This window comes from Pseudomonas berkeleyensis, from assembly GCF_014109765.1.
Taxonomy (GTDB): Bacteria; Pseudomonadota; Gammaproteobacteria; order Pseudomonadales; family Pseudomonadaceae; genus Aquipseudomonas; species Aquipseudomonas berkeleyensis.
The window spans coordinates 674,154-686,958 of the sequence record NZ_CP059139.1 but is presented as its reverse complement, the minus strand read 5'-3'; the positions used below and the strand labels follow the sequence as shown (position 1 = coordinate 686,958).

At 61.7% G+C, this 12,805-nt stretch carries 11 protein-coding genes; 8 read left to right on the top strand and 3 right to left on the bottom strand.

All coding sequences use genetic code 11. The features are described 5' to 3' along the window. The first annotated feature begins 124 nt into the window (after window positions 1-124). A complete protein-coding gene (mscK, locus tag HS968_RS03220) occupies window positions 125-3,415 on the top strand; it encodes a mechanosensitive channel MscK (RefSeq protein WP_182370120.1) in 3,291 nt (1,096 codons plus the stop codon). 88 nt (window positions 3,416-3,503) lie between these two features. Continuing rightward, window positions 3,504-4,967, top strand: coding sequence for a protein adenylyltransferase SelO (gene selO, locus HS968_RS03215; protein WP_182370119.1), 1,464 nt, complete (start codon window positions 3,504-3,506; stop codon window positions 4,965-4,967). A 64-nt stretch (window positions 4,968-5,031) separates the two neighbouring features. Here the strand turns inward: selO and HS968_RS03210 are convergent, their stop codons facing one another. Then, window positions 5,032-5,829, bottom strand: a complete 798-nt coding sequence (locus HS968_RS03210; protein ID WP_119692076.1) for a hypothetical protein — start codon at window positions 5,827-5,829, stop codon at window positions 5,032-5,034. Window positions 5,830-6,033: 204 nt separating this feature from the next. On the opposite strand from HS968_RS03210, the gene HS968_RS03205 reads away from it, so the two are divergent. Then, on the top strand, window positions 6,034-6,309 hold the full coding sequence (locus tag HS968_RS03205) for a hypothetical protein (RefSeq protein WP_182370118.1): 276 nt from the start codon (window positions 6,034-6,036) through the stop codon (window positions 6,307-6,309). 14 nt (window positions 6,310-6,323) lie between these two features. Beyond that, entirely contained in the window at window positions 6,324-6,707 is a 384-nt protein-coding gene (locus HS968_RS03200; RefSeq protein ID WP_182370117.1) for a hypothetical protein, read from the top strand. A gap of 51 nt (window positions 6,708-6,758) precedes the next feature. Here HS968_RS03200 and HS968_RS03195 read toward each other — a convergent pair whose 3' ends face one another. Next, window positions 6,759-7,853: a helix-turn-helix transcriptional regulator gene (locus tag HS968_RS03195; protein ID WP_182370116.1), complete on the bottom strand. Its 1,095-nt coding sequence runs from the start codon at window positions 7,851-7,853 to the stop codon at window positions 6,759-6,761. A 2-nt stretch (window positions 7,854-7,855) separates the two neighbouring features. Next, window positions 7,856-8,938 carry a helix-turn-helix transcriptional regulator gene (locus HS968_RS03190; protein ID WP_182370115.1) on the bottom strand — a complete coding sequence of 361 codons (1,083 nt, stop codon included), beginning with the start codon at window positions 8,936-8,938 and terminating at the stop codon, window positions 7,856-7,858. Between the two features lie 330 nt (window positions 8,939-9,268). Between HS968_RS03190 and HS968_RS03185 the strand changes: the two genes are divergently transcribed. From HS968_RS03185 to HS968_RS03170, 4 genes are all read left to right on the top strand, one after another. After that, window positions 9,269-10,249 (top strand): sulfite exporter TauE/SafE family protein, encoded by a 981-nt coding sequence (locus HS968_RS03185; protein ID WP_119692079.1) that lies wholly within the window; start codon window positions 9,269-9,271, stop codon window positions 10,247-10,249. A 114-nt stretch (window positions 10,250-10,363) separates the two neighbouring features. Beyond that, entirely contained in the window at window positions 10,364-11,641 is a 1,278-nt protein-coding gene (locus HS968_RS03180) for a bifunctional O-acetylhomoserine aminocarboxypropyltransferase/cysteine synthase (RefSeq protein ID WP_119692080.1), read from the top strand. Between the two features lie 59 nt (window positions 11,642-11,700). Beyond that, on the top strand, window positions 11,701-12,135 hold the full coding sequence (gene trxC, locus HS968_RS03175) for a thioredoxin TrxC (protein ID WP_182370114.1): 435 nt from the start codon (window positions 11,701-11,703) through the stop codon (window positions 12,133-12,135). A gap of 173 nt (window positions 12,136-12,308) precedes the next feature. Then, window positions 12,309-12,752, top strand: coding sequence for a PaaI family thioesterase (locus HS968_RS03170; protein ID WP_119692082.1), 444 nt, complete (start codon window positions 12,309-12,311; stop codon window positions 12,750-12,752). Window positions 12,753-12,805: the final 53 nt, after the last annotated feature.

Below are 12,805 nucleotides of genomic sequence, written 5' to 3'. Positions count from 1 at the left end.
ACTCGATCCCTAAGCTGACGTGCAATGCATCAGCCTTGCAGGAAACCAACTGCCGGGAGTAACGTCCAACCGCGGTTCGACATTCGTCACCGTCGCCTGCCCGTCCAATCACAGATCCTCGACCATGCCCCTGCTGCGCCTCCTTCTCGCCGTCACCCTGCTTGCCTTCAACCTGCCGCTGCACGCGGGCGAGCCGCCCAAGATCGATGCCGTACAGCGCAGCCTCGATACCCTGGCCGAACGCAAGCTAGCCGAGCCCGAGCAAACGGCGATACAGAAGACGCTGGAGCAGACCCTGCGCCTGCTGCAGGATCGCGACGCCAGCGAGCAGCGCCTCAAGCTACTGAACCAGCAGCTCGAGGAAGCGCCACGGCAAATCGCAGAAGCCCGCAGCCAACTGGCGCGCCTGCAGGGAAGTGCCTCGACCGACGTGGCCAAGGTCTATGCCAGAAGCGCACCGCAGGAGCTGGATCAGTTGCTCGCCGAGCGCAGCCGCCAGTTGAATGATTGGCAACAGCAGATCATCGAGGCCAACAGCCTGGTGATCAATGCGCAGACCCGCCCCGAGCGCGCCCAGACGGAAATCGGCAATAACCAGGTTCGTACCCAGCAGATCAACCTCGCGTTGAAGAGCGATCGCCTGGACGACAAGCCCCTGACGCCTGAGCTGCGTGACCAGTTGAATGCCGAACTGGCCCTGCTCGCCGCACAGACCAACCTGCGGCGCCAGGAGCTGGCCGGCAACAGCCTGCTGCAGGATCTCGGCAACAGCCGTCGCGAGCTGCTCGACGAACGCATCCGCCGGGTCGAGCAGGAGCGCCTGGAGCTGCAGAACCTGATCAACGACAAGCGCCGCGCCGAGTCGCAGCAAGCGGTCGACGAACAATCGCAGGAAGTCCGCCGCGCCACTTCCGGCGGTAGCCTGCTGGCCCAGGAAAGTGCGCTCAACCTCAAACTCTCCGACTACCTGCTGGAAGTCACCGAGCGCCTCAACAAGCGCACCCAGCAGAACCTGCAGACCCAGCAGCAGCTCGATAGCCTGAACCAGACCAGCCAGGCCCTGGATGAACAGATCAGCGTGCTGCAGGGCAGCCTGCTGCTCTCGAAGATTCTCTACCAGCAGAAACAGGCGCTGCCCAATGTTCCCCAGGATCGCAGCAACCTGACCAACGAAATCGCCGACCTGCGGCTGAATCAGTTCGAGATTGGCCAGCAGCGCGACGCCGTCGCTCAGCCCGAGCGCTATATCGATCAACTGCTCGCCAACCGCCCCAGCGAAGAGGCCGACGCCGAGTTGCGCAGCGCACTACAGGCACAACTGGCCACGCGCCGAGAACTGCTCGACCGCCTGAACCGTGAGCTCGACGCCCTGCTCGGCGAATCCATTACCCTGCAGCTCAATCGCACGGAACTGGAAACCACCGCCGCCACCCTGCGCGCCACCCTGGACGAGCAGATGTTCTGGCTACCCAGCAACCGTCCGCTGGATCTGCAATGGCTCAAGGCCGCGCCCCAACGCGTCAGCCAGCAGTTGCACGACATCCCCTGGGGCACGGCGATACAGGAAATCGGCGCCAGCCTGCTGCAACGTCCTCTGCTGTTCCTGCCGCTGCTGCTGATGATCGCGGCACTGCTCTGGCAGCGCCGCTACATGTTCGAAAAACTCTCGGCGCTGCACGCCGATATCGGCCACTACAAACTCGACAGCCAGTTGCACACGCCACTGGCGCTGCTGCTGACCCTGTTGCTCGCCCTGCCCGGCACGCTGTTCCTGGCACTGTGCGGTTACGCCCTGCAACAGGATCTGCGCGGACACAACGCCAACCTCTCGGCGGCGTTGTTCCAGATGGCCCAGGCCTGGCTGGTGTTCTACACCCTGTATCGCGTGCTGGCACCCAGTGGCGTTGCCGAATTGCATTTCCGCTGGACACGCCCGACCGTCACCTTCCTGCGTACCCAGGTGCGCTACCTGGGCCTGGTGGTGATGGCATTGGTAGCGGTGGTCAGCTTCGCCGAACACCAGCCGGCCAATCTGGCCGAGGACGTGATCGGCATCGTCGTCGTGATCATCTGCTACGCGCTGGTCGCCTGGCTGATGCTGCGCCTGCTGCTCAAGAATCCCGAGCGGGAAAGCCTCACCGCGCTGCGTTCGACGGCCGGCATCGCCTTCAGCCTGCTACCGCTGGTACTGATCGCGGCGCTGTTCTTCGGCTACTACTACACGGCCCTGAAGCTCACCGACCGCCTGATCGAAACGCTTTACCTGCTGCTGATCTGGCTCCTGGCGGAGGCCAGTCTCATTCGCGGCCTGGCCGTGGCCGCGCGCCGTCTGGCCTACCAGCGCGCCCAGGCGCAGCGCCAAGCCGAAGCGGAAGCCGAGAACCGCGAGCATGGCGATAGTGAAATGGTGGTGGAGTCACCGATCCTCGACATGCAGCAGGTCAACCAGCAATCGCTACGCTTGATCCGCCTGGCGCTGTTCGGTGGTTTCCTGGTTGGCCTCTACTGGGTCTGGGCCGATCTGCTCAGCGTGTTCACCTACCTCAACAACATCACCCTGTACGAATACACCAGCGCTACCGGCCTGCTCCCCATCAGCCTGCTCGACGTACTCGGCGCCCTGCTCATCGTCGCCCTGACCGTCGCCCTGGCGCGCAACCTGCCTGGTCTGCTGGAAGTCCTGGTGCTGTCACGCCTGAACCTGGCACAAGGCAGCGCCTATGCCACCACCACCCTGCTCTCCTACGTGCTGATTGGCATCGGCACAGTCACCACGCTGGGCATACTGGGCGTCAGCTGGGACAAGCTGCAATGGCTGGTCGCAGCGCTGTCGGTGGGTCTGGGTTTCGGCCTGCAGGCGATCTTCGCCAACTTCGTTTCCGGCCTGATCATTCTCTTCGAGCGCCCGGTACGTATCGGCGACCTGGTCACGGTCGGTGGCGTCACCGGCACGGTCAAGCGCATTCATATCCGCGCCACGCACATCATCGACGGCGACCGCAAAGCGGTCATCGTGCCGAACCAGATCTTCATCACTACGCAGTTGATCAACTGGACCCTGGTCGACAGTGTCACCCGCGTCGTCCTGACCTTCGTGGTCAACCGCGGCGCCGACCTGGAACAGGTGCGCGAACTGCTGCTGCAGGCTGCGCATGAAAACTCGCGGGTGATGCGTGATCCACTGCCCAGCTCGCAGTTGACCCTGTACGGCGCCAGCACCCTGACCTTCGAGCTGAAGGTATTCGTACGTGAATTGGGTGACCGCGGCCCGGCGACCGATGAGCTCAACCGCCGTGTCGACCAGCTGTTCAGCGAGCATGGCATCAACATCTCCGGCGTACCGAAGATGGATATTTTCCTGCAACGCCGCGACGGCAAAGGTGAAGTGAAGATCGAAGCCGAACCGGAACAATGAGCCGCGCGCCCTCGAAAGAGGGAACTCGCGGCTGGCGGCACCGGCCTATTCCTAGCAGAATGCTCGGATATGTATCCCGGAGTTTGCCGTGAAAAGCCTCGCTGACCTCGAATTCGACAACCGCTTCGCGCGCCTGGGCGACGCCTTCTCCACCGAAGTGCTGCCTGACCCCATCGAGGAGCCGCGCCTGGTGGTAGCGAGTACGGCGGCCATGGCCCTGCTCGACCTGGCACCGGACGAAGCACAACGTGCGGAGTTCGCCGAACTCTTCGCCGGGCACAAACTCTGGGAACAGGCCGAGCCACGCGCCATGGTCTACTCCGGACACCAGTTCGGCGGCTACACGCCACGCCTGGGCGATGGCCGTGGTCTGCTGCTTGGCGAAGTGGTGAACGACGCCGGCGAGCATTGGGATCTGCACCTCAAGGGCGCCGGCATGACGCCTTACTCGCGCATGGGCGACGGCCGCGCAGTGCTGCGCTCATCGATCCGCGAATTCCTCGCCAGCGAGCACCTGCACGCACTCGGCATCCCCTCTTCGCGCGCACTGTGCGTCACCGGCTCGAGCACGCCGGTATGGCGCGAGAAACAGGAAAGCGCCGCCATGGTGCTGCGCCTGGCGCAGAGCCATGTGCGCTTCGGCCACTTCGAATACTTCTACTACACGCGCCAGCACGAGCAATTGAAAGCCCTCGGCGAGCATGTGATGGCCTGCCACTTCCCGGCAGCGCTGGAACAGGACGAGCCCTGGCTGGCGATGCTGGGCGAGGTCATCGAACGCACTGCGTCGATGATCGCTCACTGGCAGGCCTATGGTTTCTGCCATGGGGTGATGAACACCGACAACATGTCGATCCTCGGCATCACCTTCGACTACGGCCCCTACGCCTTTCTCGACGACTTCGACGCCAACCACATCTGCAACCACTCCGATGACACCGGCCGCTACAGCTTCAGCAACCAGGTGCCCATCGCCCACTGGAACCTTGCCGCCCTGGCCCAGGCGTTGACCCCTTTCGCCTCCGTCGAGAAGTTGCGCGAAGCGCTGGAGCTGTTCCTGCCGCTGTACCAGGCGCATTACCTCGATCTGATGCGCAAGCGCCTGGGCTTTACCCGTGCGCAAGACGATGACGACGCACTGATTCAGCGCCTGCTGCAACTGATGCAACAGGGCAAGGCCACCGACTACACCCTGTTTTTCCGCCGCCTCGGCGAGCGAGCGCCCGCCGAGGCGCTGGAGGTTGTGCGCGATGATTTCGTCGACCTCCCCGGTTTCGACGCCTGGGGACGCGATTACCTGACCCGCTGCGAGCTGGAGGGTGGGGAACAGAGCGAACGCCAGGTGCGCATGCACGCAGTCAATCCCAAGTACATCCTGCGCAACTACCTCGCCCAGCACGCCATCGAAGCGGCAGAGCGAGGCGACTATGCGCCGGTGCGCGAGCTGCATTCGGTGCTGTCGCGACCGTTCGACGAACAGCCGGGGTTCGAACGCTATGCTGAGCGCCCGCCGGAGTGGGGCAAGCATCTGGAGATCAGTTGTTCGTCCTAGGATTATTCGCGGTCGAAGGCATTCGCCTTCAGATTGTCGTGTAGCACAGTGATGAATCCATCACTCAGCCCGGAGCGCGGCAGTTGGCCGAGAACCCACCTGCGGAATAAACCACGTTGGGGTAATACCAGTAATTACCAACGGAGTGTTTGCACACGACCGCTCGAAGTGGCCTTTGGGGGAAAACCACATAGCCCTGTTCGCCATTCGTCAGCTTTATCGAATGGGTACCTGCGCCCCCGCCCTCTGCGCAGCGCTCATTGCCACTGTCCTGATAACAGACGAATACCGTCACCTCATAGCCGCATTTATTGAGCAACTGATGAGAGTTTCCCGGCCCGTTGGGTGGGGATACATACACGCATTTTTCGGATATAGGATCCCTGTACACCCAACCCTTTTCACGCGGTATCGCAGTCGATACTTGCGCGTCGGTTTGGAGGGACGTCATCCCTGCTGAGTATGCACTGTCTTGGCTCATACCAACTTGTTGCGCAGATACGTTATCTCCTGCCAGAGCTGCACCCACTCCGGCCATCAACACACCACTCTCATAGCCCGGCCCCGGGCCTGACGCCTGTGCAGCTTGTCCCGCTACCTGTAGCAGGCTACCCAACATGGCACTGGTTTGGCCGCTACTTTCCACCGGCTCAGCCGACCTCTCCCGCGGTCGAGAGGCAGCTCCCAGGGTAACGACATCGATGGCATCAGGCACCAACATCAGCGGCGCAAATGCCAACGCGGTGGTCGCCATGCCGTACTCACCATCCATGTAGCCCTTGCCCGCCGTTTTCAACATGTCCATCGTCATGCAGCCCGGCAAGAGGGCAATCCATAAATACGCAAACACCGCTTTGTTCATAACGCCCTAACTCCCCCGCTCACTTAAGACACCTGCACGCCTGGCACATTGCTTATGCATCAGCAGCAACGTCGCGCTCTCCAGTGCGCGCTCAGGCCTGAAAAACTATCGGGGGCGATATGAGGTTCGCATCATCCATTTGAATGATGCGAACGTGAAACGGCGCTCGCATGATCGGGTCTCCCATCAACAGGAGTTCCATACATGCGCTTATCTCCACTTTTTGGCGCCGCCTTACTTGTTGTGATCTCAACGGTCAATGCGGCAGAACGGGAAATCAAGTCGGCTCAGGCGAGTGATGAAAACCGGGCCGTCGCCTGCAGCAACGCCGGCAAACAGTTGCAGAACAACGTCAGCGTTCAGACTGGTGTTCAGAAACTCGTGAGTCTGGGCAACTGCGATTGCTCAAAGGATCCGGACGGCCCTGTATCCAAGGGGCGTTGGATGTGTGCAGTCAACGGCACGTTCGAAGACAAATAAAATCAGGGGCAAACATGAACAAGAGTATGTATCCAATAGCTCTTACGTTGATAAGCAGCCTGGCATATGCCGAGCCGGCAAATGAGTATTTTTCATGCCAACCATATACCGCCAAGAGCTACGCCATTGGAAGCGGAGGCTCTACCGATTACGACATTAATTGCAAGATTGAGCCGCATATAGTTGAGTGCCAGCGTTTTCGTATAGACAAGAGCAGTCTATCCGCAAGCGGCGGAAGTTACATATATGAGTACAGCGACAATAAGACGAAGAGGAAACTGGTTATTTCCAGAACGAATGGAACATTCTATGAGGACGAAATCCGCCAGGGCGCCTATGAAACCCACTCCAGCCTAGACGGGATCTGTGAGTTGAAAAAGGAAGTACTCAAGTACTGATCCGGACAGCTAATCCACTGCCAAGCAAGACTCGCACACAGTATAAGAAACTCATCTCGATATACGGGAAATCAGCCCAACGAACTCCGCCTGTTTTTGCGTCCCGGTCTTGGCGAACAGCGCGCGCAGTTGGCTACGCACCGTATTGATGGACACACCGAGGCGCCTGGCACATTCCTCTGGATTTTGGCTGCGGACAATCAGTTCGGCGAGTCGGCATTCGGCCGGGGTGAACAGGAACAGCTCGGTGAGCAGCTCAGCCCGGGGACGTGCGTCGAGCAGGGTCACCAACGCGAGGGGTTGCTGATGGATGAGGTTGAAACGCGCCTCGGCCCTCACCGGGGTGACCAGTAGCTGAGCAGGTTCCACCCCTGGCAATCGCACCCACCCCGGCCGGGCTGGGCCTGCACGACCACAAGCCTGGCGTATCAATGCCAGCAACTCTAGCCCGGGAAGGCTCAGGGAAAGCCGGTCGTTGCGCTGCCACAGAGGAAAGCCAGGTTCGCCTAACCGCTGTTCGGCAGCCGTGTTGCAGAACAGTACTCGCCCCTCGCCATTGACCAGCCAGAGCGGCGTCGCATGCTGTTCCTGTAGCAATTGGCGCGTTTGAAGCTGCAACTTCAGGCCTTCAACCATGTTCGCCATCTGCGACGCACGCACCAGATGGGGAGTGATCCTGTCCAGCATCCGCTGTTGATCCGGCTGCGGGTCGCGCGCGTCCTGATTGGTCAGGAGCGACAGGTAAGCACTGTGGTTTGCGTCGTGCTGCAGCTTCAGGCAAGACACGCCACGCATGCCATAGGGCCTCTTGAACTCCTGATAGTACGGGCTGCGACTCATGCGCTCGGGGCCCAACTCCAGATAGTCGTGGTACCAAACACCCTGGTCGCGATGCTCCATCGCCGGCCCGGTGGGATCGAGCTCGTAGAAGTGGCGGCTATACGCTTCAGCGGCAGCGGCCTCGTTCTGATGAAACAAGGCGATCTGGGCATACGGCTGCTGCGCGTCCCACATCATCAATATGCCGCGCTGGCGCCCACAGGCTTCGCTGACCCGCCCCAACAAGTCAGACCATGCCGAACGCTCCAGGACACAGGCGTAGGCAAGCTCCAGCAACTCGTCGTACCGCGCCTCAGGGTCGCTCATCGTCATCTCACCCGGGTGAGCAAACCAACCAGCTCACTCTGCCGCGTCGTATCGGTCTTGCCAAACAGTGAGCGCAACTGACTGCGCACGGTATTGATGGACACTCCGAGTCGGCCGGCGCAATCCTCCGGACTCAGTCCCTGAGCAATCAGCTCGGCGAGCCGGCTCTCGGCGCCGGTGAACCGGAACAGCTCAGCCAGCAGCTCGACTCGAGGGCGATTTTCCAGCAGCGCCACCAGTGCCAGCGAAGGCTGGTGTTCCAGCGTGAAACGTTCTTCGGACTTGACCGGCGTGATCAACACCTCCGCGCCTGCCTCCGGCAAACGCAACCATCCAGCCCGAGCCGGGCCGTCTCTGCCGCAAGCCATGCGGATAGTAACGGCCAATTTCGGTATGGCATCGGCGAATAGCCGCCCCTGACGCATGCGCAACGGGAACAACACCTCCCCCATCCGTCGCTCGGCCACACCATTGCACAACACGACGCGACCATTGGCCTCGACCAGCCACTGCGCGGTAGCGCTCTGCTCCAGTAACAACTCTCGCTGCGCCAGCCCAAGCTCCAGCCGCCTGATGCTGCTCGACATGCCGGCCGCCTGCTGCAGATGTCGCGCGAGCCGTGCCACCATCGCCCGCTGTGCGTCGCTCGGCGCGGGAGCGTCCAGCGCCGTCAGTAACGACAGGTAGGCCGCCGCGCCATCCTGCTCGTAGAGCTTGATGCTGGAAGTGGATTGCAAACCATGATCACGAAAGAACTCCTGATAGAAAGGGTCACGCGCCATGCTCTCCTTTCCGTACTCGTGGACATCGTGATACCAGTCACCAACCCGCCGCCCCAGCATGAAGCGCTGAGTAGGATCCAAACGGCCGTAATCACTGTCATAACTTCTTTGTAGCTCGGGACTGCACAAGCTGATCGCACTTATTTGCGGCCCCACATCGCCGTGGCGATCCCAGAACAGCAAGGTACCTTCACGGTGTCCAGTGACCACGGCTAGGCGGCCCAGCAACCTGAGCCAGGCGCACTCATCCAACACACAATCGTAAATGAGCGATACCAGCTCATCGTATGTGCTTTCCTGCATGGAGCTCTCCACGACGGTTCGACTGCAAGCCGGAGGATGGGCCACGCCACCCGATCGAGTCCTTGCCATCATCCTGCTACATCAGCAACTGGATCAAGCCCACTCGGCATGTGCTCGCAGAGCCTCCACTGCGTGCTCTCACCGACGGGGTCTACCTTGTCCCGACTCCCATGCCCCTATCGGCAAAGCCTGTACGCATCCTTATCGAATAAACCGAAAAGGCATATCTATCTACCCAAACGTTCTTAGACGGCATAAGAAAAGCCGATTATCTTCGCCCTCCTGCTTATTCCAGCCTGTTCTACCACCGACTGTCAGGCCAGCTTTTCAATGAAAATCCGCGATCTCGACCTCAGCCAGAGCCCGGTCAACTCCGAGCACCAAGCGCTGGGGTTACCCCCTGTAGAAGACTACGTCAGCCACCCCGATAACCATCCCGTCCTGCGCGCCGCCATGTGGTTCGCCGTGGCGACCTTGGTCAGCCTGCTGCTGTTTCTCGCCTGGCGCCTGTTCTTCGGTGATCACGGTGGCGTCACCGGTATGCAGATCATCGAAGACACGCTGACCAGCCCGGTATTCTGGAGTGCGGTTGCGGTGGGTTTCTTCGCCCAGATGATCGACGGCGCACTGGGCATGGCCTACGGCATCACCGCCACCACCTTCCTGCTCGGCGCAGGCGCCTCGCCAGCGGCCGCCAGTGCCAGCGTGCATATTGCCGAAGTGTTCACCACGGGGCTTTCGGGTATCTCCCACGTCAAGCTGGGTAACGTGCGCAAGGCGCTGTTTTTGCGCCTGCTGCTGCCCGGCATCATCGGCGCAGTGCTCGGGGCGATCCTGGTCACCCAGGTCGATGGTGCCGTGTTCAAACCCTTCATCTCCGCCTATCTGCTGCTGATGGGCCTGTACATCCTGAGCAAGGCCTATCGCCAGCGCGTGCTGAAAACCCGCGAACCCCAACACGTGGCCAAGCTGGCCGTGTTCGGTGGTTTCGTCGATGCGGCCGGCGGTGGCGGTTGGGGGCCGGTGGTCACCACCAGCCTGCTGGGCTCGGGCTCGGATCCGCGCACCACTATCGGTTCGGTCAACTTCGCCGAGTTCTTCCTGACCATCGCCAGTGCCACCTCCTTCATCCTGCTGGCAGGTGATCCGGGTACCTGGATGCTGGTGGCCGGCCTGGTGTTCGGCGGCATGTTCGCTGCCCCCTTCGCCGCCCTGCTGTGCAAAAAGCTGTCAGCCAAGACCCTGCTGACCATCGTCGGCTGCCTGATCACCCTGATCAGCGCCTACAACCTGCACAGCGCCCTGGCATAAGCTTCTAACGCTTCGGTCTAGGCAACGGCTCGGTTCATTGCGCCAGCGCATTGACCGGGCCGCGGTGCTTTCTCCATGCTGCGAGCCTTCAATCTGCCCTGAAGGAACGCACGCATGAAACTGGAAACCCTGGCCATTCACGCCGGCTACAGCCCCGACCCGACGACCAAGGCGGTGGCGGTGCCGATCTACCAGACCAGCTCCTTCGCTTTCGACGACACCCAACACGGTGCCGACCTGTTCGACTTGAAGGTCGCCGGCAACATTTACTCGCGCATCATGAACCCGACCAACGCCGTGCTCGAGGAACGCGTGGCGGCGCTGGAGGGTGGCGTTGGCGCGCTGGCCGTGGCCTCCGGCATGGCGGCCATCACCTATGCGATCCAGACCGTGGCCGAGGCCGGCGACAACATCGTCTCGGTGGCCAAGCTCTACGGTGGCACCTACAACCTGCTCGCCCACACCCTGCCGCGTTTCGGCATCCAGACCCGCTTCGCCGCGCACGATGACATCGCCGCACTGGAGGCGCTGATCGACGAGCGCACCAAGGCGGTGTTCTGCGAGTCCATCGGCAACCCAGCCGGCAACATCGTCGACCTCAAGGCCCTGGCCGACGCCGCACACCGTCATGGCGTGCCGCTGATCGTCGACAACACCGTGGCTACGCCGATTCTCTGCCGCCCCTTCGAACATGGTGCGGACATCGTCGTGCACTCGCTGACCAAGTACATCGGCGGCCATGGCACCAGCATCGGCGGCATCGTGGTCGACTCCGGCCAGTTCCCCTGGGCCGATAACAAGGCGCGCTTCCCGCTGCTCAACACGCCCGATCCGTCCTACCACGGCGTCACCTACACCGAAGCCTTCGGCCCTGCCGCCTTCATCGGCCGCTGCCGCGTGGTACCGCTGCGTAACACCGGCGCGGCGCTATCGCCATTCAACGCTTTCCTCATCCTGCAAGGCCTGGAAACCCTGGCCCTACGCATGGAGCGGCACACCGAGAACGCACTGAAAGTCGCGCAGTACCTGCAAAGCCACCCGCAAGTGGCGTGGGTGAAATACGCCGGACTGGCCGATCACCCCGAACATGAACTGGCCCAGCGCTACTTCGGCGGCAAACCGGCGGCGATCCTCTCCTTCGGCATCCAGGGCGGACAGGAAGCCGGGGCACGCTTCATCGATGCCCTGCAACTGGTGGTGCGCCTGGTCAATATCGGTGACGCCAAATCGCTGGCCTGTCACCCGGCCTCCACCACCCATCGCCAGCTCAGCGACGAGGAACTGCAGAAGGCCGGAGTGCCGCGCGACATGGTTCGCCTGTCGATCGGCATCGAGCATATCGACGACATCCTCGCCGACCTGACCCAGGCACTCGAGGCTGCACGCGGCTGAACGCTTGAAAAACCGCTGCTTCGGCTCCAGATAGCTGTCATTGCCGCTGGAGCCGAATCATGAGCGATCCCCTGCTGATCCCCTGCCCGCACTGCAACGGGCTCAACCGCATTCCCGCCGAACGCCTGGACGATGCCCCACGCTGTGGCCGCTGCAAGAGCGAGGTGCTGCCTGGCGCGCCGATCACTCTCACGCAAGCCAACTTCCCCAGCCAGCTCAAGGGCGACCTGCCGTTGTTGGTGGATGTATGGGCCAGTTGGTGTGGCCCCTGCCAGGCCTTCGCGCCGACCTTCCAGCAGGCTGCCGCGCAACTGCAAGGGCGCTGCCGACTGGGTAAACTGGACAGCGAGGCCAATCCGAACCTTTCCGCGCAACTGGGCATTCGCTCCATCCCCAGCCTGATTCTGTTCAAGGGAGGCATCGAAGTCGCACGCCAGAGCGGTGCCATGCCGCTGCCACAATTGCAGGCATGGCTGCGCGGGCAAGGTATCTAGAGTGCTTCTGTAGCCCGGATGCAATCCGGGGAAACCGAGGTTCCAGCCATTCCCGGATTGCATCCTGGCTACGCCGCCTGAGCGTTTCAGTCAGTCACGGCGGTCACTACGGTCAATTGCACGGCAACGAGCAACTCTTAGTCTGGCGGGACGCCCACCCAAGGAGTCCCGCCATGCCACTGCCCGTGGAAATCGCTCGCCAACTCACCGAGGAACAGATCGCCTTCGTCAAACGCAGCGGCCTCAAGGCGGAGGTTCTGGAGCCTGGCTTCGTGCGCCTGCGCATGCCCCTGCAAGGCAACCAGAACCACATCGGCAGCATGTACGCCGGCGCCCTGTTCACCCTGGCGGAAATTCCGGGCGGCGCCTTGTTCCTGACCAGCTTCGATGCGCAGCGCTTCTATCCCATCATCAAGGAAATGAACCTGCGTTTTCGCCGTCCAGCCACGGGCGACATTCAGGTCGAGGCGCGCCTTTGCGCCGAAGACATCGCCCGCCTGGAGGAGGAAGCCAGCCAACAGGGCAAGGCCGAGTACCTGCTGGAACTGCAACTGACCGACGGCAGCGGCGAAGTGGTCGCAGAAAGTCGCGGCCACTACCAATTGCGTTTACGCTGAATGACGCCGCTGCCTGCATTCGTACTCGGTAACAGTCCCTGACCTTGCCACAG